The following is a 20,536-nucleotide window of genomic DNA, read 5'->3' on the forward strand; positions in this document are numbered from 1 at the left end:
GCCGGGCGCTCGGCGCAACGACCTTCACCAGTGCGCTTCGACCTGGCCGCAGAACGCGTCGATCGGGCTGCGGCCGGTGAAGGCTTCGTCGCCGAGCAGCTTGCGCAGCACCGCGCGCTGCACCGGCTCGGTGGCCGTGTAGGCGTTGATATAGGCCGGCGCACGCGGCGCGTCGAGCAGGTAGCCGGCGTGACCGAAGGAGACGATCACCGTCGGGATGTCGGTCCAGAAGCGGCGCATCGCCTTGCGGGGGTCGTTGCCGTGCAATTGCAGCCAATCCAGGAAGACGCGGCCGCGGGAAAACAGCGACTCCTTGGCCAGCAGGTACAGCACCAGGTCGGTGTCGGCCGGTGTCGGCATCTGCGCGGGGTCGAAGGCGCGGACTTCGAAGCCACGCGCCGACAACCCGGTCAGCAGGTCCTGCAGCGGTCGCGGCTGGCTGTCGACCCAGTGCGTCTCGATGCCGGGGCTGATGACCACCACCCGGCGGTGACGCTGCGGCGTGAGCGGCAGCACGCCCTGGTCCTTGACCAGCGTGACGCTGGCGGCCGCGGCGCGCTCGGCCACGTCCAGGTGCGATGGTGTGCGCAGCCGCTGCAGCACCTCGTCCAGCGGGCGCAGCCGTTCGTCGATGCTGCGCCGGTGCAGACCCAGCCGCGCCTTCAGCGCCAGCACGCGCGTCACGGCCTCTTCGACCCGCGCCTCCGAGAGCCGGCCTTCGCGTAGGCCACGCAGCATCAGGTCCAGGTCGCCCTGCGCATCCAGGCTGAACAGAAATACGTCGCAGCCGCTTTCGATGACTTGCGGCACCAGCTCGGCCCGGTCGGCCCAGGTGGTCAGGCCGGCCATGGCAGTGGCGTCGGAGATCACGATGCCGTTGAAGCCCAGCTCGCGCCGCAGCAGCAGCGTGTTCATCTCGTGCGAGATGCTGGCGGGCCGGTAGGCATGGCGCCCGGCCTGCGGGTTGAGCCGCAGCACGCCGGCCGGGAAGGCGATGTGGCCGGCCATCACCGCCAGCACGCCGGCGTCGATCAAGCCCCGGTACAGGCGGCCGAAGCGCGCTGTCCAGTCATCCCAGCCCAGCGGGTTCACGGTGGTCAGCAGGTGCTGGTCGCGTGCGTCGTAGCCTTCGCCCGGCCAGTGCTTGGCGGTGCAGGCCAGGTCCTGGGCCTGCATCTCCTGCACATGCACCAGGGATTGCGCCAGGATGGTGTCGACATCGTCGCCATAGGAGCGTGTACCGACGATGGCGCTGTCGGGCCGCTGGTTGATGTCGATGACCGGCGTGAACGACCAGTCGAAGCCCATCGCCCGGCTTTCGGCGGCCAGCGTGCGCGCGACCTCGCGCGACAGCGCCAGGTCGTTCATGGCGGCCACGGCCATCGGGTTGGGCATCGGCGTGCCGCAGCCGTGGCCGTAGGCGCCGCCTTCCAGGTCGCCGGTGATCAGCGGCGGAATCTCGCTGTGCTCCAGCACCGCCCGCGTGGTCAGCCAGGCCTGGCGCGCATCGGCGCCCCAGGCCCGGTGCACGCCACCCGGGCGCGTGGCCATCACGGCCGGCACTTCGCCGGGCAGGTCGCGGAAGTGGGCCAGCACGAAGAGCTGCCGCACCTTCTCTTCCATGCCCAGGCTGTCGCGGGTGCGGCGCACCCAGGCGATGTCCTCGGGCGACAGGTTGAACGGCGGCAGTGCCAAGGCGTCGGTGTTCATCGTCACGGGGGATGGGTCCAAGAGATCCAAGAGGTCCAGGCGGCCCAGGTGGTTCAGGCGGCCACGGCGCGGCGGGCTTGCAGGTCGGTCTGCAGGCGGACCAGGCGGGCGCGGTCCAGCGGGTAGAGGAAATAGAAGGCGGCCATCACCGCGTACAGCAGCGCGGGCAGCAGGCCGATCATCAGCACGATGCCCTGGCGCGCCGCCTCGGAAATGACAGCGCCGGGCTGGTAGCCGGTGTGGCTGAGGATCAACCCCGACAGGGCAGCGCCCAGGCCGATGCCGAACTTCTGTGCGAAGGCCACCGAGCTGGTCGCCAGGCCGACGACGCGCCGGCCCGATTGCAGTTCGATGTCGTCGGCGGCGTCGGCCACCATCGACCAGATGACGGGGATCTTGATCGCGCCCAGCAGGCTGACCGTGAAGATCCAGGTGTTGAGCTGCCAGCGGCTGCCCAGGTCCAGCCCGTGCAGTGCCAGCAGCGCCAGCACGGTGAGCGCCGTGGTCCAGATGACGACGCTGCGCTTGCAGAAGCGCCGCGTCAGCTGGCTCGATGCCAGCACGCCCAGCAGCAGGCCGACCTTGCCGATGACGAAATAGCTGCTGGCCCACTCGGGGTGGCCGACGACATAGATCAGAAAGTACATGGCCACGCCCAGTGGTAGCGCGAAGGCGGTGAACTGCACCAGGCTGGCGGCGAACAAGGTCCACCAGGTGCGGCTGCGCAGGATGACCTTCAGCTCGCCGGCCAGGTCAGGCCGCTGCGGCAGCGGTGCCACGCGCTCCCGTGTCCCCGCGAAGCAGGCCCAGAACAGCAGCACGGAGAGCACGCCCATTGCCAGGACCGTGGACTGGTAGCCCATGCGGCGGTCGCCGCCGCCCAGCCATTCCACCAGGGGCAGGGTGGCTGCGGCCACCAGCAGGCCGCCGGCAAAGGCCATGAACATGCGGTACTCGGCCAGCCGCGTGCGCTCGACCGGGTTGGCGCTCAGCAAGGCCGGCATCGCCGAGTACGGAATGTTCACCAGGCTGTAGCACAGCATCAGGGCGATGTAGGTGGCGTACGCGTAGACCACCTTGCCGTCCAGCGGCAGCGCCGGCACGGTGAAGGTGGCCCAGGCCGCCAGTGCCAGCAGCGGCGGCGCGAACAGCAGGTAGGGGCGGCAGCGGCCCCAGCGTGTGCGCGTGCGGTCGATGGCGTAGCCCAGGAACAGGTCCCACACGGCGTCGGCCACGCGGGCGACGAACAGGATGCCTCCGGCCACGGCCGCGCCGATGCCGAACACGTCCGTGTAGAAGAACATGAGGAACATGCTGATCGACTGCCAGAACAGGTTGCTGGCGAAGTCGCCCAGGCCGTAGGCCAGCTTCTCCCTCACGCTCATGGCCATGTTGTCGATACCGGGTCGGGTGTTGTGGGGTGCCGAAGCAAAAAGGGACAACGTTGTCCCTTTCGCTATTTCAACGCAATTGCCCGCTTCGGCCACCAGGACAATCCCTAGTCCCGGTCCCGTGCGGCCGGCGCTCGCACGCGAATCGGCGTCGGTCGAGAATGGCGCATGAGCTTCCAAGCGCGCCCCAAGGTCACCATTCACGAAGTCGCCGCCGCGGCGGGTGTCTCGATCAAGACCGTCTCGCGCGTGATCCGCGACGAGCCCAAGGCCTCCGAGGCCACGCGCCAGGCGGTGCGCGAGGCCATCCGGCAGCTCGGCTATGTGCCGCACGCATCGGCCAGTGCGCTGTCCAGCAGCGTCACGCCGGTGGTGGGTCTGCTGAGCCTGAGCCTCACCGAGCCTTCGATGCTGCGCGCCGGCTACGAGTACCGCATGAGCATGCAGGTGGGGGCCTTCGCGGCCTGTCAGGCCGTGGGCTTCGGCCTGAGCCTGGTGCGCCTGTCCGAGCAGGACCGCTCACCCCATTTCACGGTCTTGATCGACCGCGTGCGGCGACGCGAGATCGGCGGCTTTCTCATCCCCTCACCCTTGTGCGAACGCAAGGGCCTGCTGCCGGCGCTGCGCTCCGCGGGCGCGCACTTCGCCACCATCAGTTCACCGGCAGGTTTGCACGACGGCCCGTCGGTGGTGGCCAACGACCGCGAAGCCATGCGGGCGATGACGCAGCTGGTGTTGCAGCACGGGCACCGCCGCATCGCGTTCATCCGCGGCAACGCGGGCTGGCGCGACGCTGAGCAACGCTATGCCGGCTACGTCGATGCACTGGCCGCAGCCGGGCTGACGCTGGACCAAACGCTGGTGGCCCAGGGCGCGTTCGCCTTCGACGCCGGCCGGCAGTGCGGGCAGCACCTGCTGTCCTTGTCCCGGCCGCCCACGGCCATCATCGCGGCCAGTGACGACATCGCCGCCGGCGTGATGGCCGTCGCCCATGAGCGCGGGCTGAACCTGCCGGCCGACCTGTCCGTGACCGGCTACGACGACACCGACATGGCGCGCAAGCTGTGGCCGGCGCTGACGACGGTTCACCATCCGGTGGAGCAGATGGCCGAGGAGGCGACGCGGCGCCTGGTGGCGCTGATGCGGCCGGCCCGCCATGCCGAGCCGAGCACGCCGGCGCAATTGGAACTGCGCGGCGAACTCGTGCTGCGCCAGTCGCTGGCGGCGCCCGGCCGGCCTGCGCGCTGAGACCGCCTGGGCTGGCCCAAGGGGCATGCAGCGCGCGGGCGTTCAAGGATCGCTGCTGTCCAGCACGGCGAGATTCACATAGACCGTGCGCAGCATGCCGCGCAAGGCATCGGCTTGCGCACTGCTCAAGCCGGCCAGCGACACGCGCTCGAAGAGCTGTGCCAAGGGGATGATGCGCAGCGTCAGATCGCGGCCGGCCTCGGTCAGGCTCAAGGCCAGGGCGCGCGCGTCCTCATCCGAACGGTCGCGCACGAGCAGGCCGCGTTGCAGCAGCCCGTCGACCACGCGTGACAGTGTCGACGGCTCGGCCGATGTGTGTTCAGCCAGTTGCGACAGACGCTGGTGCGGCGCGTGGTGCAAGGCCGCGAAGACGCGCCACTCGGTCAAGGAGATGTCGAAACGCCGGATCTCCTTGCTGAACGCCTGCCCCATGCGTGTGCCTGCGCGGGCCAGCAGATACGGCAGCGCAATCTCAAGATCGAAGTCAGCTGAATTACCACCATCCGCAGGTAATTTCAGCGGTTTTCGACTGGCGTTGCCGGGTTTCTTCGGGGGCACCACGGCGGGCGTCTTGCTCTTGCGCATGGCCGGATCGTACCAGTGCCCTGCGCCCATGGATTGGTGCAAACACCTATCTTTTATTAATTGCAAACGCAACTGTTTAATCCTCTAATCCCGGCTCATGGAACGTTGTCCTGCTGTGCCGGAAAAGGAGCCTGTCATGAGCGCTGGTGCCACTGCCTTCAACCGTCTGAGTAGCGTCGACCTCGCTGCACCGGGGCGCAAGTCGCCGGTCGCGGGGGCGCCTGAGCTGTCGAAAATCCTTGCGTCCGCAAGTGAACTGGTGCCGATGTTGCGTGAGCGCGCACAAGCCACCGAGGAGGCTCGCCGGGTGTCCGAAGCCACGACGCAGGCCTTCCACCAGGCCGGCTTCTTCAAGCTGATGCAGCCGGCCCGTTACGGCGGCTACGAGTACGGCTTCACCGCGTTCATCGACGTTGTCAGTGAACTGGCGCGTGGCTGCACCTCGTCCGCGTGGGGCTGCTCGCTGGGGGCCATTCACCAATGGCTGGTCGCCACCTTCCCCGAGCAGGCGCAGGACGACGTCTGGCGCGATGACCCGAGCGCCATCGTCTGCGGCTCCTACGCCCCCGCCACGGTGGCCGAGAAGGTCGACGGCGGCTACCTCGTGCAGGGCAAGTGGCTCTTTGCCTCCAATGTCGATAACTCGCAATGGGCGCTGCTCGGCGTGCACTTTCCGCCGGAGGAAAAGGGCGCGGCGCCGACGGCGGGCTTCCTGCTCGCCCCACGTTCGGACTGGACGGTCGAGGACAACTGGTTCGTCGCCGGGCAGGCCGGCACGGGCTCCAAGGCGGTGGTGCTGGACAAGCCCACATTCATTCCCGCACACCGCAAGCTCAGCTTTGCCGAAGCGTCGTCGAACCAGCCGCCGGGCAGCACGGTCAACCGCAACCCGATCTACCGCATTCCCTTCCTCTCGGCCGTGCCGGTGTGTCTGGTGTCGCCGATCCTGGGCACGGCGCAGGGCGCGGTGGACGAACTGATCCGGCTCGCCGGCCACCGCGTCACGCGCGGCGCCGTTGCCGGTGGCGGCAACCGGCTGGCCGAATTCTTCCCGGTGCAGTCGCGCCTGGCCGAGGCCTCGGCCAGCGTCGACGCGGCGCGCCTGCTGCTCTACCGCGACACGGCGCAGGTTGAACAGATGGCGGCCGACGGCCTGCCGATCAGCATCGAGCAGCGCATCCGCAACCGCCGCGATCACGCGTTCACCGCCCGCCTGTCGCGCGACGCGGTCGACGCCGTGTTCGCCTGCGTGGGTGGTGCCGGCCTGTCGCTCGACCAGCCGATCCAGCGCATGTGGCGCGACGCGAACGCGATCTCACGCCACATCAGCCTGAACTGGGACGCCGTGTCGTCGATGGTCGGGCAGTACCTGCTCGGCCTCGAGCCCAAAGGGCAGTATTGATGGTCCCCCCCGGAGCGAGCTTCGCTCGCCTCCCCCCAGGGGGGCGGCGCCAGTGGACCGGCAGAGCCGGATCCACGGCCCCTGCTTGGTGAGACGGAGCCGTCTATGTACTCCTGGGCACTGATCACCGGAGACGCTGCGGACAGCGTTGATGCGCGGCAACTGCGGCAGGCGCTTGGCGCGTTCCCGACCGGCGTCTGCCTGGTCACCACCGTCACCGCAGACGGCAAGCGCGAGGGCATGACGATCAACTCCTTCGCCTCGGTGTCTCTCGATCCGCCGCTGATCCTGTGGAGCATTCGCGACGATGCACGCAGCGCCGACGCCTTTCTCGGCGCGCAATCCTTCAACCTCGCGGTGCTGGCCGCGCATCAGCGCGATCTGGCGCTGCATTTCGCGCGGCCGGCGCCCGACAAGTTCAAGGCCCATGCCGAGGATTTCGAACTCGCGCCGAACGGCTGCCCGCGGCTGCAGGGCGCCGTGGCAAGCTTCGACTGCAGCGTGTATTCGCGCCATGCGGAGGGCGATCACACGATTCTGCTCGGGCGCGTTGAACGATTCACGCGCACCGATGCGGCGCCTTTGCTGTTCCACTCCGGACAAATGGGCTCGCTGTGGGACCTGGCCAGCACGCTGGCCAAGCCGGCCTGAGCCTGACCATAACGTCTGAAACGAGCGCCACATGACCACACCTCACAGTACCGATTCCAGTCCACCGCCGGCGTCACGCCTGTCCTGGGGCCTGGATCGCCTGCTCGGGCTGGCCTTCTGCGGCGTCGTCCTGCTGAACTTCGTCAGCGCGGCGACGCGCTATCTGGGGGGCGGGGCCATCCTGGGGGCTGACGAAGTGCAGGTCTACGCCGTCGTCTGGCTGGTCTTCATCGGCGCTGCCATCGCGGCCTGGCGCGGCACGCACCTGCGCATGGACGTGTTCTCGTCGCGGCTTCACGGCCGCGCGGCGCGGCTGCGCGACCTGCTGGAAGGCCTGCTGGCGCTGGCCGCCTGTGGCGCGATGGCCTGGGTCTCCTGGCGCTTCGTGAGACAGATCCACGAGATGGCGCAGCGCAGCGATGGCGCCGGCATCCCGATGTGGATTCCGCACGCGGCGGTCTTCGTCGGCTTCGCTCTGATCACGCTGGCGGCCGCCTACACGCTGGTGAAGAGCCTTCGCGCCATGCTGCGCTGAGCGATACGAGACTGCCCATGATCTTCACCCTTGCCATCATTCCCACCGCGCTGATGATCTGCGGCGCGCCGGTGTTCCTGGTGCTGCTGACGGCCTCGGCCGCTACCGTGCTGTTCGTCATGGACGTGCCGGTGGAGGCGCTGCACCAGACGCTGTTCGGCGCCATCGACAGTTTCGCCTTGCTGGCGGTGCCGTTCTTCCTCTACGCCGGCGAGCTGATGGGCCGCGGCAGCGTGGCCCGGCGCATCGTCGACATCATGCAGGCCGCCACCGGCTCGATGCGCGGCAGCCTGCCGCTCGCGACGGTGGGCACCTCGGCCGTCTTCGGCGCGATGTCCGGTGCCAGTGCCGCCACCGTGGCGACCATCGGCAGCCTGATGCTCAAGCCGCTGGCGCAGCGCGGCTATCCGGAGCAGTTCCGCGCCGGGCTCATCACCGCGGTGGGCGCCATCGACGTGATCATCCCGCCGTCGATCCCGCTGATCATCTACGCCGCGGCCGCTTCGGAGTCGGTGCCCAAGCTGTACGCCGCGGGCGTGGTGCCGGGGCTGCTGATCGCCGCCATCCTGGCGGTCTACGTGGTCTGGTACGCGCGCCGGCTGGGCATCTCCGACGGGCTGCCGTTCTCCGCGCGGCAGCTGTTCGTGGCGCTGCGCCGCGGCTCCTGGGCGCTGGGTGCGCCGGTGATCATCCTCGGCGGCATCTACGGCGGCCTGTTCTCGCCCACCGAGTCGGCGGCCGTGGCCTGTGTCTACGCGGCGCTGGTCACGCGCTTCGTCTACCGCGAGTTGAGCTGGGACCAGATCATCGAATGCGCCGCGCGCACCGTGATGCTGAGCGCCCAGATCCTGATCATCGTCGCCTGCGCGAACGTGTTCGGCTGGCTGCTCACGGTGAACCAGATTCCGATGGCGCTGGTCGATCTGGTCCAGGGCTGGCAGCTGTCGCCCTGGATGATCCTGCTGGCGCTGAATATCGTCTTCCTGGTCGTCGGCTGTTTCGTCGACCCGCTGTCGGCCATCCTCGTGCTGACGCCGCTGCTGATGCCGCTGGTGAAGGCCGCGGGCATCGACCCGGTGCACTTCGGCATCGTGATCACGACGAACCTGGCCATCGGCATGTTCCACCCGCCTTTCGGGCTGAACATCTTCGTCGCGCAGTCGCTGTTCAAGTTCCCGCTGGAGGTGATCTATCGCGGCATCGTGCCCTTCCTTTTCCTGTACCTCGCGGCGCTGGTGCTGATCACGTACATCCCCTGGCTGTCGCTGGCCGCGGTGCGGCTGATCTACTGATGAACCCATCCCCAAGGAGACCAAGATGTCCTCATCTGACTTGACCCGTCGTGCGTTGCTGAGCCTGGGCGGCGCCGCCGCAATCGCGGGTGTCGCCCCGGCCCGTGCACAAGGCACTCCGGTGGTGATGAAGCTCGCCTCGGCGACCATCAACGATGTCATCCACCACTGGATGAAGACCTTCAAGGCGGCCGTGGAGGCCCGCGCGCCCGGGCGCATCAAGGTGGAGCTGTACCCGGCCAGCCAGCTGGGCGCGATCCCGCGCATGGTCGAAGGCACGGCGCTCGGCACCATCGAGTGCTTCGTCACGGCCTCGAGCTTCCTGACGAGCCTGGATCCGCGCTTCGAGGTCTTCGATGTGCCCGGCATGATCGCCAACACGGCGCACGCGCAGCGCGTCTTCAGCACGCCCGAGTTCCGGCAGCTGGCCTTCGGCTTCGGCGGCGCCAAGGGCCTGGAGCCGATCTCGGCCTTCATGCACAGCCCGCAGGCCGTCGTGTCGCGCAAACCCATCCGCAGCATCGCCGACTTCAACACGCAGAAGATCCGGGTGCTCAGCACGCCGATGCAGATCGAGCCCTTGCGCAAGCTGGGCGCATCGCCGGTGCCGATGCCCTTGTCCGAGGTGATGCCGGCCTTGCAGAACGGGGCCATCGACGGCTTCATCGCCGCCTCGACCATCTTCTCGGCGCTGAAGTTCTATGACGCGGCGAAGTTCCAGACCGAGCTGCCGCAGTGGCCGATCATCGCGCTGGCCACCTGCAACAAGGCCTGGCTGGCCAAGCTGCCGGCCGATCTGCGCGCCATCGTGCAAGAGGAAGCCACCAAGGCCGAAGCACCGACGAACGAGTTCGGCGCCAAGGACATCCAGGCGGCCAAGGCGATATGGCTGCAGAACGGTGGGCAGATCATCGCGCTCTCGCCGGAAGACACGACGGCTTTCGCCAAGCTGGTCAACAGCACGGCCGTGGCCATCCTGCGCGGGAATGCCGCAGCGAGTGAAGCATTCCAGAAATTCGCCGCGCTGGCCCAGCAGCACAAGGCGTGAGCTTCAGGAGAACTGAATTGAACGGAAAAATCGGCCTCGAAGAGCACTTCGCAATTCCCGAGACGCTGCAGGACTCGGCCGGCTTCGTGCCGCCGGACTACTGGGCTGTGCTGAGCAAGCGCCTGCTCGACATCCACGACGACCGGCTGCGCCAGATGGACGACAACGGCATGGAGATGATGATCCTGTCGTTGAACGCGCCCGCCGTGCAAGCGATTCCCGATCGCGACAAGGCCTGCGAGATCGCGCGGCGCGCGAACGACTTCCTCGCGGAACAGGTGGCCCGCCGCCCGGACCGTTTCCAGGCCTTCGCGGCGCTGCCGATGCAGGACCCGGACCGCGCCACCGCCGAGCTGCAGCGCTGCATGAAGGAGCTTGGCTTCAAGGGCGCGCTGGTCAACGGCTTCTCGCAGGTGGACACGGCGGAGAACGCCGTCTACTACGACGCGCCGCAGTACGCGGACTTCTGGGCCACGGCCGAGCAACTGGACGCGCCGTTCTACCTGCACCCGCGCAATCCCCTGGCGTCGTGGGCTCAGATCTACGAAGGTCATCCCTGGCTGCTGGGCCCCACCTGGGCCTTCGGCCAGGAGACGGCGGTGCACGCGCTGCGCCTGATGGCCTCGGGCCTGTTCGATCGCCACCCGAAGCTGCAGATCATCCTGGGCCACATGGGCGAAGGGCTGCCCTACAGCATCTGGCGTGTGGACAACCGCAATGCCTGGGTCAAGGTGCCCAAGGCCTACCCGGCCAAGCGGCCGCTGGGCGACTACTTCCGCGAGAACTTCCACCTCACGACCTCGGGCAACTTCCGCACCCAGACGCTGATCGATGCCTTGCTGGAAGTGGGCGCCGACCGCCTCCTGTTCTCCACCGACTGGCCTTTCGAGAACGTGGACCATGCGGCCACCTGGTTCGACGCCGCCAGCATCAGCGAGGCCGACCGCGTGAAGATCGGGCGCGGCAACGCCAATCGCCTGTTCAAACTCGGCCTGTGAGTTGCGGCCTGTGAACTTCGGCATGCATCGGAGGCAGCCATGATCAACATCGACCAGTGGACCATCACCGACGCGGTGCTGGCAGCCCAGCAGGGCAGCAGCTCACCGCGCCTGCAGCAGGTGATGGCCAGCCTCGTGCGGCATTTGCACGACTTCGCACGCGAGGTGCAACTGACCGAGGACGAGTGGTTCGAGGGCATCCGCTTCCTCACACGTGCCGGCCATATCACGGACGATAAGCGGCAGGAGTTCATCCTGCTGTCGGATGTGCTGGGTCTGTCCACGCTGGTCACGGCGCAGAACAACGCCAAGCCGGCGGGCTGCACCGAGGCCACGGTGTTCGGCCCCTTCTTCGTCGAAGGCGCGCCGCGTGTCGAACTCGGCGCCGACATCGCCAATGGGGCCAAGGGCACGCCCTGCGTCGTGCGCGGCCAGGTGCGCGCGCTGGATGGCACGCCGGTGGCCGGTGCGGTGATCGATGTCTGGCAGTCCGACGAAGAAGGCTTCTACGACGTGCAGCAACCCGATCAGCCGGGTCACCGTGCACGCGCGCAGCTGGCCAGCGGCGAAGACGGCCGCTTCCACTTCCGCTCGATCCTGGCCCATTGCTACCCGATCCCGCACGACGGCCCGGTGGGTGATCTGCTCAGCGCGCTGGGCCGGCATCCGTGGCGGCCTGCCCACCTGCACTTCATGATCCAGGCGCCCGGCTTCGAGCGGCTGATCACCCATGTCTTCCGCAGCGGCGATGCCTACCTCGAATCGGACGCGGTGTTCGGCGTGCGCTCGACGCTGATTGCCGACTGGCGGCGCGACGAACCGGGCGAGAGTGCCGACGAGCCCGGCTATTCGCTGACCTACGATTTCGTGCTGAACCCAACTCAGCAGGCGCCGCGATGAGCTTGCCAGCCCACTTCATCTACGAAGGCCGGCCCGGTCGTGTGGTCTTTGGCGCCGGCAGCCGGCGCCATGTCGAACGCGAGCTGATCGCGCTGGGCGCGAAGCGGGCGCTGGTGTTGTGCACGCCGGAGCAGCAGGCCGTCGCCGACGAGGTGGCCGGCTTGCTCGGTGATCGCGCGGCGGGCGTGTTCCCGGGCGCGGTGATGCATGTGCCGATCGAAGTCGCCCGCGAGGCGAGCGCGCGGGCACTGGCCTTGGGTGCCGACTGTTGCGTGGCCGTCGGCGGCGGCTCGACGGTGGGCCTGGGCAAGGCGATCGCGCTCGATGCGGGGCTGCCGATCGTCGCCATCCCCACGACCTATGCCGGCAGCGAGATGACACCGATCTACGGCATCACCGAATCCGGCCTGAAGAAGACGGGGCGCGATGCACGCGTGCTGCCGCGCGCCGTGCTCTACGACCCCGAGCTGACGTCCACGCTGCCGCCTGCGATCCGCCTGACCAGCGGCGTCAACGCCATCGCCCACGCGGCCGAGGGCCTGTACGCGCACGACGGCAACCCGATCACCGCCTTGATGGCCGAAGAAGGCATGCGCGCCATCGCCGGCGCACTGGACCTCTTCGGCACGGGTGATGGCGGCGCGCAGGCCGAGGCGCATGCGCTGGCGCTGTACGGTGCCTGGCTCTGCGGCACGGTGCTGGGCTCGGTGGCGATGGGGCTGCACCACAAGCTGTGCCACACGCTGGGCGGCAGCTTCGATCTGCCGCACGCCGACACCCACACGGTGATGCTGCCGCACACCCTGGCCTACAACGCCACGCACGCAGGTGACGCGATGGCGCGCACTGCCCGTGCGCTCGGCCAGCCCGATGCGCCCCTCGCCGTTTACGAGCTGATCAGCCGTCACGCCGGCCCGCTGTCCTTGAAGCAACTCGGCATGCCGGAGGCCGGCCTGGACCGCGTGGCCGAGCTGGCCGTGTCGAACCCGTACCCCAACCCGCGCCCGCTGGAGCGCGACGCCCTGCGCGCGATGCTGCAACGCGCCTGGGAAGGTCAGCCGCCGTCGAGGTGAGGCGTTCGCGATGCGCTCAGCGCCGCGGCAGCACGTCGGCGACGAAGTCGAACGACTTCCATTTCGGCTCCGGCGGTGTGTGCCCTTCGCGCGGCGCGTAGACCGAGAGCTCGCTCGCGCCGACGGGGTGGATGTAGCGCGGGCAGTTCGGGAAGATGCGGCCGGCGCGCACGCGCACGACGAGCTGGGCGCCAGGCATCTCGGCGCGCAGCGGGTCGTCCTCGGCGATCGTCGCGTGGCCGTTCACACGCAACCGCCGCGGCGATTCGAAATCGATGAACAGCAGGCCGACGGCCGGGTTCACCAGCACGTTGCCCAGGCTGCGGAACATGCCGTTGCCGTCGTAGCTGGGGAAGGCCAGCTCGTCGGGCGCCGTCACGCGCACGAAGCCCGGCGCGCCGCCCTTGTAGGAGCAGTCGGGCCGGCCCTGCTCGTCGGCGCTGGCCAGGAAGAACAGCGCACGGCTCTCGATGAAGGCGCGGTCGTCGTCGGTGAAGGCCGCGCGGCCGAGCCGCTCGTCGAGCCGGTCGGCCAGGCGCCGCGAGTCGAAGCGGTCCTGCAGGCGGCGCATGCCGTCGTGGTAGCCGGGATGGTCCATCGCGTCACTCCTGGTTGACGTTTACCGGCCGTGCCGGCGCCGTGTTGACCTGCAGCCGGAACAGATCCGGTCGCGTGTAGTGTCCGACGACATCGAGGCTGCGTTGCGCGATGCCCACGCGCTCGAGGTCGATATCGGCACAGCGTACGCCTTGCGCCTTGGGCAGCGGCCCGGCCACCACCTGGCCGCCGGGTGGCGTGGCCGCGCGAAGTGGCGCAGGATGACGCCTGTTGACCAGGGCTCGCGATGACGATGAGCTGTGTGGGCTGCGGTTTTGCCTGCGACTTTGATTTCGCGTTCTGTCCGCGCTGCGGCATGGCGCGGGCGGCGAAGCTTGCCGAACCCGAGGCCGACCGCCGCCAGGTCACCGTGCTGTTCGCCGACCTCACCGGCTTCACCTCGCTGGCCGAACGGCTCGACCCCGAAACCGTGCGTGCCTTCCAGAACGCCTTGTTCGAAGCGATGGCCCAGGCCATCCAGCACTACGACGGCTTTGTCGAGAAGTTCATCGGCGACGCCGTGCTGGCGGTGTTCGGCGCGCCGCGCGCGCACGAGGACGATCCGCTGCGCGCGCTGGAAGCGGCGCAGCAGATGATGCAGCGTGTCGACGGCGTGAGCCGGCAGTGGGTGGCACGGCTCGGCCGCACGGTGACGCTGCACATCGGCATCCACACCGGCGCGGTGGTCGCCGGCAGCCTGGGCAGCGGCGCCGGCGGCACGTATGCGGTGACCGGCGACACCGTCAACACCGCGGCGCGCCTGCTCGCGGCGGCCGAGCCCGGCAGCGTGCTGGTGTCGCAGGCGACGCAGGCGCTGGTGCAGCACCGCTTCGCCTTCGCGCCGGCCACCGAGCTGGCGCTGCGCGGCCGCGCGGAACCGGTCCGGGTGCATCGCCTGGTCGGCGTCCGCAGCGATGCCGCGCCGGCGCGAGGGCTGGCCGAGCTCGGGCTCGTGGCACCGCTGGTCGGCCGCAGCGAGACGCTCGCGCAGCTGCTGCACGCGTTCGACCGCATGCAGCATGGCCGGGCCCAGTTCGTCTGCGTCGTCGGCGAGGCCGGCGCCGGCAAGTCGCGCCTGCTCGACGAGCTGTGCACACGGCTGCTCGGCGACCCGCGCTTCGCGACGACGGCGCTGCGGCGTGCGTCGTGCTCGGCGCTCGGCGAGCCGACCTACGGCACTTTCAGCGCGCTGTTCCGCGAGGCCTACCGCGTCGACGAAGCCGACTCGCTGGCGCTGGCGCGCAGCAAGCTGCAGCAGGGCCTGCTGTCGCTGGGCGCCGATGCCGCCGAGGCCGACTCGGTGGCGCAGGTACTGGACGTGCTGCTCGGCATCCAGGAGGCACGGCCACGCGACATCGAACCGGCCCAGCTGCAGCGCCAGATCACGCTGGCCGCACGCGCCCTGGTCGAGCGGCGGCTGGCGCAGCAGCCGCTGATGATCGTCGTCGACGACCTGCAATGGGCCGACGCGGCCTCGGTCGACTTGTTGCGCAAGCTCGTCGACGAGTTGGCGGAGCGGCCGCTGATGCTGCTGGTGCTGCAGCGGCCTGATGCGCGCGTGACACGCTGCCTGCGGGCCGAGTGCACGATGCTCGAACTCGGCCCGCTCGGTGACGCGGCCACGCGTGCGCTGGTCGACCACCTGCTCGGCGCCGCTGCCGGCGACGGCCTGGCGCCGTTGCGCGATGTCGTCGTGCAACGCGCCGGTGGCAACCCGCTCTTCGTCGAGGAGATCGTGCGCAGCCTGGCCGCACGTGGCGTGCTGGTGCGCCGGCAGGACCGCTGGGTCTGCGAAGCCGGCTGCGACACCGCGCATGTGCCGCCGACCTTGTACGGCCTGCTGCTGTCGCGCGTCGACGGCCTGGCGGCCGAGGATCGCCGCACGCTGCAGGAAGCGGCGGTGCTCGGCGCCGAATTCGACGCCGCGCTGCTGCACGCCATCGCGAGCGACCCCCGATCGGCCGGGCCGGCCCTGCAGCGGCTGGTGGTGGCCGAGCTGATCCGCGCCGAGGGCTCGGGCGGCCAGCGCTGGCGTTTTGCGCATGCGCTGCTGCACGAGGTGGTCTACCAGAACCTGCTGCTGGCCAGACGCACCGAGCTGCACGAACGCGCAGGGCGCGCGCTGGAGGCGGCGGGCGAGGCGGTGCATGAGGTGGCGCATGAGGTGCCGGTGGCGCTCGACAGCCCGGCACGCAGCCCGCATCGCCTGGCCGAGCTGGAAGCGCTGGGCCACCACTGGAGCCTGTCGCCGGACAAGCTGCGCGGTGCACGCTACCTGCTGGCCGCCGGCGACTGGGCCCGCGCGGTCTATGCCAACGACGACGCGATCCGCCACTACGAACGGGCCTTGGGCACGCTGGCCGAGCTGGTCAGCGATGCGGAAGAGCCAGCCGTCGAGGCCGCGAGGCTCGACCTGCGCGAGCGCCTGGCCGACCTGCTCGGCCTGCAGGGCCGGCGCACCGACGCGCTGGCCCACTACGACGCCGTGCAGCAGGCGGCCGAAGGGCAGGGCGATGCGGTGCGGGCGGCACGCTTGCTTCGCAAGATCGGCGGCCAGCATTGGGAGGCCGGCGAGCGCGAGCGTGCCAGCGCCTGCTTCCACGCCGGCCTCGAACGGCTGGGCGATGGCGGCGATGCGCTCGAGCGCGCCTACCTGCTCCAGGAAATGGGTCGGCTGGCGTTCCGTGCCGGTGACAACGCCACCGCACTGGCGCTGGCCGAGCGCGCGCTGGCCGAGCTGCCGGCTGAACAGAGCCCCCTGGCCGACGACACACATCGTCCGCCCGCCCCAGTTGCGCATGACCCCGCCGCCGCGCCGGGCGAGCGCGCCCGCGAGGCCGCCGTCGTGCTGGCCCAGGCCTGCAACACGCTGGGCATTGCGTTGGCGCGCCTGGGCCGCTCGGCCGAGGCGGTGGCGCAGATCGAGCGCAGCGTGCGCGTGGCCGAATCGAACGACATGCTGCAGGCCGCCTGCCGCGGCTACACCAACCTGGGGGTGTTGTACGCGTCGCTGGACCCGCCGCGCAGCATCCAGACCTGCCTGCGCGGCCTCGAGACCGCGAAGAAGGTCGGCGACCTGGGCTTCCAGTCGCACCTGTACGCCAACCTGGCGGTGGCCTATTGCGCGCTGACCAACCGCTGCGAGGCCGAAGGCATCGAGGCGGCGCACGCGGCGGCGAGCCTGGACCGCCGGCTCGGGCTGCTGGACCACCTGGCGGTGCCGCTGATCGTGCTCGGCCAGATCCACCAGTGCCATGGCGACCACGTGCGCGCCTTCGCCTCGTACGAAGAAGCCTTGCTACTGGCCGAGCAAATTGACGAGCCGCAACTGCTGTTCCCTTGCTACGATGGCTTGGCGACGCTGCATCTCGATGCCGGCCGTCCGACGCAGGCAGAACGCTATCTGAGGCTGGCGCGCGCGGTCTGCGAACGTGCGGGCCTCGAGCCCGACGCCTTGATGGTGCTGCCGTTTCTGTGCTGAACCTGCCGCAAGGAGCCTCGACATGACGACTACCCTGTCGAACCCACCCGTTGCACCGGGCGATCTGGCGCCCGATTTCGTGCTGCCGGCGGTGGCCGGCCCCGGCACTGTGTCACTCGCCGACTACCGCGGCAGCAGTGCCCTGTTCCTGGCCTTGATGCTCGGGCTGTGGTGCCCGTTCTGCCGCCGCCAGCTGATCCAGCTCGCCGGCCTGGAGGGCCGGCTGAAGGCGCTGGGCGTGCAAAGCGTGGCGGTGGTCGCGACGGCGCCGGAGAACGCGCGCCTGTACTTCAGGTTCAGGCCGACCACGCTGTGCCTGGCGTCCGATCCCGGCCTGACGACGCACCGCGCCTACCGGGTGCCCAAGCCCGAGCCGACACCGGCGATGCTGCAGGAGATGGAGACGATCCGCATCAATCCGGACGGCATCTTTCCCGCGCCGCTGCCGATCGCCGAGGTGGCGAGCCTGCTGCAGCAGCGCGACGGCTATGTCACCAATCCCGTCGACCAGGGCGATGCCGAACGGCAGTGGCCGCAGCTGAAGGCCTTGTTCATGATCGATCGTGCGGGCATCGTGCGCTGGGCCTCGATCGAATGCGGCGACGAGGGCATGGCGGGGCTGGGCAAGATGGCATCGGCCGAGGTGATCATCGACGCGGCACGCGCCTGCGCCGCCTGAACGCACCCGGGACACGCCCGGCTCCGCGGGGTGCAAAGCTGCTACGCTCGCCCGAGCCGAGCCTCGCCCCCCCCCCCGCACTGCCGTGACGTCCACCCAGCACATCGCCGTTCTCGACGACGAACCCGACATCACGCAGCTGTTGGCGGGCTACCTGCAAGGCCACGGCTTTCGCGTCACGCAGGTGCACAGCGGCCGGGCGCTGATGGCCTTGATGCCGGTGGACGCGCCGGCACTGGTGTTGCTGGATCTGGGGCTGCCGGGCGAAGACGGTTTCACGATCGCGCGCCAGTTGCGCGAACACTGGCGCTGCGGGCTGGTCATCGTCACCGGCCGCGGCGATGCGGTCGACAAGGTGGTCGGCCTGGAAGTCGGCGCCGACGACTACGTCACCAAGCCCTTCGACCTGCGTGAACTGGTGGCCCGCATCAAGGCCGTGCTGCGCCGGCTGGTGCCGGCGGAGCCGGCCCACGCCGCGGCGTCGGCCGTGTCGCACAAGCTGCCGCACACCCTGCCGCACACCCTGCCGCACAACAAGCGCTTCGCCTTTGCGGGCTGGCTGCTCGATACGGCGGCGCGGCGCCTGAGCCCCGCGCAGGGTCCCGAGGTGCCCTTGACCAGCGGTGAATTCGACCTGCTGTGCACCTTCGTGCAGCACCCGGGCCGGGTGCTGTCGCGGGACTTCCTGCTCGAAGCCACGCGCGGCCGCGAAGCGGGGCCGTTCGACCGCACGATCGACGTGCAGGTCGGCCGCCTGCGCAAGAAGCTCGAAGCCGATGCCGAGGATCCGCAGATCATCAAGTCAGTGCGCGGCGCCGGCTACATCCTGGTGCCGCCGGTGAGTCCCGGCTGACACGATGGATGCGCTGCTGCCGCTGGATGTCGACGAGCGAACCGTCTTCCGCTCACTCTTCGTCGCCTACCCCGACGCGCTGCTATTGGTCGATGGCCACGGTGGCATCGTGATGGCCAACCCGGCGGCCGCGTCGCTGCTGGGTTATGCAGTCGAAGAACTCACCGGCCTCAGCGTCGATGCGCTGGTGCCCGACAGCATCCGGCCGCGCCATGCCGCGTACCGTGAAGCCTATGGTCGGGCGCCGCGCTCGCGGCCGATGGGCACGCAGATGGAGCTGGTGGCCAAGCGCAAGGACGGCAGCGAGGTGATGGTCGAGATCGCGCTGAGCCCGCTGCAGAACCAGGGCCTGCCGTTTGTCGTCGCAGCCATCCGCGACATCGGCGCCTACCCGCGCGTGAAGCAGGCGCTGCAGCGCGCCCGCTACAGCGAACACCTGGCGGCGCTGGGCCAGCTGGCGGTGGACACCCGCGATCCGCAGCTGCTGCTCGACCATGTGCCGGCGATCGCCGCCCAGGCCCTGCAGGTCGAGGTGGCGCGGGTGTTCCTGCTGGACCCCGACCGCAGCTCGCTGCATGTGGCCAGCGGTGTCGGTGGGGTGCCGGGCGAAGAGACCGGCGCACGCATCGCCTATGTGCCCGACAGCTCGCCCGGCCTGGTGCTGTCGCGTGGCGTGCCGCTGGTCGTCGAGGACTACCGGCGCGAACAGCGCTTCGTGGTGCCTGCGGCGTATCTCGAGGCCGGGTTGATCAGCGCACTGGCCGTGCCGATCACGGACCGCGGCCAGACCATCGGTGCGCTGGTCGTTCGTTCGCGCGAGGCACGGTCTTTCGGCGACGACGAACAGCGCTTTCTCGGCTCGCTGGCCAGCCTGCTGGCCGCCAGCCTGCAGCGCGCGCAGGCCGAGGAGGCGCTGAACCACGCGCAGCGGCTGGAAAGCGTCGGCCAGCTGACCGGCGGCATCGCGCATGACTTCAACAACCTGCTGACGGTGATCCAGGGCAACCTGCAGGTGATCCAGGAGCTGCCGGCGCTGGCGCAGGACGAGCATGCACAGCAACTGGTCGGCGCCGCGGCCCGGGCGACGCGGCGCGGCGCCGAGCTGACCGGCAAGCTGCTGGCCTTTTCGCGCCGGCAGGTGCTGCAGCCCAAGCTGGTGGACGTGGCGGCGATGCTGCAGTCGCTGGCGGACATGCTGCGCCGCACGCTGGATCAGCGCATCGTGATCCAGGTCGAACTGGCGGCCGCTGGCCCGCCGGTGCTGGCCGATGCCGGGCAACTCGAATCCGCGCTGCTCAACATCGCGATCAACGCCCGCGATGCCATGCCCGAGGGCGGCACGCTGCGCTTTCGCAGCATGGTGTGCGATGTGCTACCGCCGGCACTGCAGGGCGAGCTCGACGACCCGGCCTTGCATGCGGGGCCTTTCGTGGCGATCTCGATCACCGACACCGGCATCGGCATGTCCGAAGATGTGAAGGAGCGGGTGTTCGAGCCCTTCTTCACCACCAAGGAGGCGGGCCGCGGCACCGGCCTGGGGCTCAGCACGGTGTATGGCTTCGTGCGCCAGTCGCGCGGCGCGGTGGTGATCGACAGCGCGCCGCGCCAGGGCACCACGCTGACGCTGTACCTGCCGCAGGCCCAGCCCGAGGCGGCGGCATCTGCCGACGGCGCGGGTGCCAGCGAGGAGCTTCCGGCGGGGCTGAAGGTGATGCTGGTCGAAGACGATGCCGAGGTGCAGAAGGTCGTGCGGACCTACCTGCAGACCCTGGGATGCCAAGTGAGCGTGGCCAGCAGTGCCGAGCAGGCGCTGCCGATGTTGCAGGCCGGCGCGCAGATCGACCTGCTGCTGTCCGACATCGCGCTCGGCACGGGCATGCGCGGCACGCAGCTGGCCAGCCTGGTGCAGCAGCGCCTGCCCGGCGTCGCGGTGCTGCTGATGTCCGGCTATTCGGCCGAACTGCTGGAAGCCGATCGCGACTCGCCGCCCAGCTGGGAACTGCTGCGCAAGCCCTACAGCCGCAGCGAACTGGCGCGTGCGATGGCCAAGGTGCTGGCCCATCGCGACGCCGGCGATTGACGCGCGGCGTCGC

General features: G+C 69.5%; 18 protein-coding genes. 13 read left to right on the forward strand and 5 right to left on the reverse strand.

Going from position 1 to position 20,536, the window contains the following annotated elements; genetic code table 11:
• Positions 1–24: 24 nt before the first annotated feature.
• The gene (locus tag VLK61_RS15035; RefSeq protein WP_325422424.1) at positions 25–1,710 is read right to left on the reverse strand and encodes a glycoside hydrolase family 3 protein; all 1,686 of its coding nucleotides are present in this window, start codon (positions 1,708–1,710) and stop codon (positions 25–27) included.
• 53 nt (positions 1,711–1,763) lie between these two features.
• Entirely contained in the window at positions 1,764–3,095 is a 1,332-nt protein-coding gene (locus VLK61_RS15040; protein ID WP_325422425.1) for an MFS transporter, read from the reverse strand.
• 174 nt (positions 3,096–3,269) lie between these two features.
• On the opposite strand from VLK61_RS15040, the gene VLK61_RS15045 reads away from it, so the two are divergent.
• Positions 3,270–4,349: a LacI family DNA-binding transcriptional regulator gene (locus VLK61_RS15045; protein WP_325422426.1), complete on the forward strand. Its 1,080-nt coding sequence runs from the start codon at positions 3,270–3,272 to the stop codon at positions 4,347–4,349.
• Between the two features lie 42 nt (positions 4,350–4,391).
• On the opposite strand, the gene VLK61_RS15050 is transcribed toward VLK61_RS15045, so the two are convergent.
• Positions 4,392–4,934: a MarR family winged helix-turn-helix transcriptional regulator gene (locus VLK61_RS15050; RefSeq protein ID WP_325422427.1), complete on the reverse strand. Its 543-nt coding sequence runs from the start codon at positions 4,932–4,934 to the stop codon at positions 4,392–4,394.
• Positions 4,935–5,070: 136 nt separating this feature from the next.
• On the opposite strand from VLK61_RS15050, the gene VLK61_RS15055 reads away from it, so the two are divergent.
• The 8 genes from VLK61_RS15055 to VLK61_RS15090 all read left to right on the forward strand — a co-directional run bounded on the left by VLK61_RS15055 (position 5,071) and on the right by VLK61_RS15090 (position 12,833).
• Positions 5,071–6,336 (forward strand): acyl-CoA dehydrogenase family protein, encoded by a 1,266-nt coding sequence (locus VLK61_RS15055; RefSeq protein WP_325422428.1) that lies wholly within the window; start codon positions 5,071–5,073, stop codon positions 6,334–6,336.
• 105 nt (positions 6,337–6,441) lie between these two features.
• On the forward strand, positions 6,442–6,987 hold the full coding sequence (locus VLK61_RS15060; RefSeq protein ID WP_325422429.1) for a flavin reductase family protein: 546 nt from the start codon (positions 6,442–6,444) through the stop codon (positions 6,985–6,987).
• Positions 6,988–7,018: 31 nt separating this feature from the next.
• The gene (locus tag VLK61_RS15065) at positions 7,019–7,522 is read left to right on the forward strand and encodes a TRAP transporter small permease (protein ID WP_325422430.1); all 504 of its coding nucleotides are present in this window, start codon (positions 7,019–7,021) and stop codon (positions 7,520–7,522) included.
• Between the two features lie 17 nt (positions 7,523–7,539).
• Positions 7,540–8,814: a TRAP transporter large permease gene (locus VLK61_RS15070; RefSeq protein WP_325422431.1), complete on the forward strand. Its 1,275-nt coding sequence runs from the start codon at positions 7,540–7,542 to the stop codon at positions 8,812–8,814.
• Positions 8,815–8,839: 25 nt separating this feature from the next.
• Complete coding sequence (locus tag VLK61_RS15075; protein ID WP_325422432.1) at positions 8,840–9,862, forward strand: TRAP transporter substrate-binding protein; 1,023 nt, start codon at positions 8,840–8,842, stop codon at positions 9,860–9,862.
• A 17-nt stretch (positions 9,863–9,879) separates the two neighbouring features.
• On the forward strand, positions 9,880–10,860 hold the full coding sequence (locus VLK61_RS15080; RefSeq protein WP_325422433.1) for an amidohydrolase family protein: 981 nt from the start codon (positions 9,880–9,882) through the stop codon (positions 10,858–10,860).
• 39 nt (positions 10,861–10,899) lie between these two features.
• Positions 10,900–11,760, forward strand: coding sequence for an intradiol ring-cleavage dioxygenase (locus tag VLK61_RS15085; protein WP_325422434.1), 861 nt, complete (start codon positions 10,900–10,902; stop codon positions 11,758–11,760).
• Positions 11,757–12,833, forward strand: coding sequence for a maleylacetate reductase (locus VLK61_RS15090; protein WP_325422435.1), 1,077 nt, complete (start codon positions 11,757–11,759; stop codon positions 12,831–12,833). The genes VLK61_RS15085 and VLK61_RS15090 overlap by 4 nt, the downstream gene beginning before the upstream one ends.
• A 16-nt stretch (positions 12,834–12,849) precedes the next feature.
• Here VLK61_RS15090 and VLK61_RS15095 read toward each other — a convergent pair whose 3' ends face one another.
• Positions 12,850–13,431 carry a pyridoxamine 5'-phosphate oxidase family protein gene (locus VLK61_RS15095; protein ID WP_325422436.1) on the reverse strand — a complete coding sequence of 194 codons (582 nt, stop codon included), beginning with the start codon at positions 13,429–13,431 and terminating at the stop codon, positions 12,850–12,852.
• Positions 13,432–13,435: 4 nt separating this feature from the next.
• Complete coding sequence (locus VLK61_RS15100) at positions 13,436–13,609, reverse strand: hypothetical protein (RefSeq protein ID WP_325422437.1); 174 nt, start codon at positions 13,607–13,609, stop codon at positions 13,436–13,438.
• Between the two features lie 68 nt (positions 13,610–13,677).
• On the opposite strand from VLK61_RS15100, the gene VLK61_RS15105 reads away from it, so the two are divergent.
• The 4 genes from VLK61_RS15105 (at position 13,678) to VLK61_RS15120 (ending at position 20,523) form a co-directional block, all read left to right on the forward strand.
• A complete protein-coding gene (locus tag VLK61_RS15105; protein ID WP_325422438.1) occupies positions 13,678–16,911 on the forward strand; it encodes an adenylate/guanylate cyclase domain-containing protein in 3,234 nt (1,077 codons plus the stop codon).
• A 22-nt stretch (positions 16,912–16,933) separates the two neighbouring features.
• Positions 16,934–17,590 (forward strand): redoxin domain-containing protein, encoded by a 657-nt coding sequence (locus VLK61_RS15110; protein WP_325422439.1) that lies wholly within the window; start codon positions 16,934–16,936, stop codon positions 17,588–17,590.
• A gap of 85 nt (positions 17,591–17,675) precedes the next feature.
• On the forward strand, positions 17,676–18,443 hold the full coding sequence (locus VLK61_RS15115; protein ID WP_325422440.1) for a response regulator transcription factor: 768 nt from the start codon (positions 17,676–17,678) through the stop codon (positions 18,441–18,443).
• A 4-nt stretch (positions 18,444–18,447) separates the two neighbouring features.
• Positions 18,448–20,523, forward strand: a complete 2,076-nt coding sequence (locus VLK61_RS15120; protein WP_325422441.1) for a PAS domain S-box protein — start codon at positions 18,448–18,450, stop codon at positions 20,521–20,523.
• Positions 20,524–20,536: the final 13 nt, after the last annotated feature.

The sequence above is a fragment of the Aquabacterium sp. genome, from assembly GCF_035476535.1.
In the GTDB taxonomy this organism is placed as follows: Bacteria; Pseudomonadota; Gammaproteobacteria; order Burkholderiales; family Burkholderiaceae_C; genus Pseudaquabacterium.

Coding starts and splice junctions, on each gene's coding strand:
- VLK61_RS15120 (WP_325422441.1), top strand. CDS start 18,448: ATGGATGCGCTGCTGCCGCTGGATGTCGACGAGCGAACCGTCTTCCGC.
- VLK61_RS15040 (WP_325422425.1), bottom strand. CDS start 3,095: ATGAGCGTGAGGGAGAAGCTGGCCTACGGCCTGGGCGACTTCGCCAGC.
- VLK61_RS15055 (WP_325422428.1), top strand. CDS start 5,071: ATGAGCGCTGGTGCCACTGCCTTCAACCGTCTGAGTAGCGTCGACCTC.
- VLK61_RS15110 (WP_325422439.1), top strand. CDS start 16,934: ATGACGACTACCCTGTCGAACCCACCCGTTGCACCGGGCGATCTGGCG.
- VLK61_RS15075 (WP_325422432.1), top strand. CDS start 8,840: ATGTCCTCATCTGACTTGACCCGTCGTGCGTTGCTGAGCCTGGGCGGC.
- VLK61_RS15060 (WP_325422429.1), top strand. CDS start 6,442: ATGTACTCCTGGGCACTGATCACCGGAGACGCTGCGGACAGCGTTGAT.
- VLK61_RS15065 (WP_325422430.1), top strand. CDS start 7,019: ATGACCACACCTCACAGTACCGATTCCAGTCCACCGCCGGCGTCACGC.
- VLK61_RS15035 (WP_325422424.1), bottom strand. CDS start 1,710: ATGAACACCGACGCCTTGGCACTGCCGCCGTTCAACCTGTCGCCCGAG.
- VLK61_RS15050 (WP_325422427.1), bottom strand. CDS start 4,934: ATGCGCAAGAGCAAGACGCCCGCCGTGGTGCCCCCGAAGAAACCCGGC.
- VLK61_RS15045 (WP_325422426.1), top strand. CDS start 3,270: ATGAGCTTCCAAGCGCGCCCCAAGGTCACCATTCACGAAGTCGCCGCC.
- VLK61_RS15095 (WP_325422436.1), bottom strand. CDS start 13,431: ATGGACCATCCCGGCTACCACGACGGCATGCGCCGCCTGCAGGACCGC.
- VLK61_RS15085 (WP_325422434.1), top strand. CDS start 10,900: ATGATCAACATCGACCAGTGGACCATCACCGACGCGGTGCTGGCAGCC.
- VLK61_RS15070 (WP_325422431.1), top strand. CDS start 7,540: ATGATCTTCACCCTTGCCATCATTCCCACCGCGCTGATGATCTGCGGC.
- VLK61_RS15105 (WP_325422438.1), top strand. CDS start 13,678: ATGACGATGAGCTGTGTGGGCTGCGGTTTTGCCTGCGACTTTGATTTC.
- VLK61_RS15090 (WP_325422435.1), top strand. CDS start 11,757: ATGAGCTTGCCAGCCCACTTCATCTACGAAGGCCGGCCCGGTCGTGTG.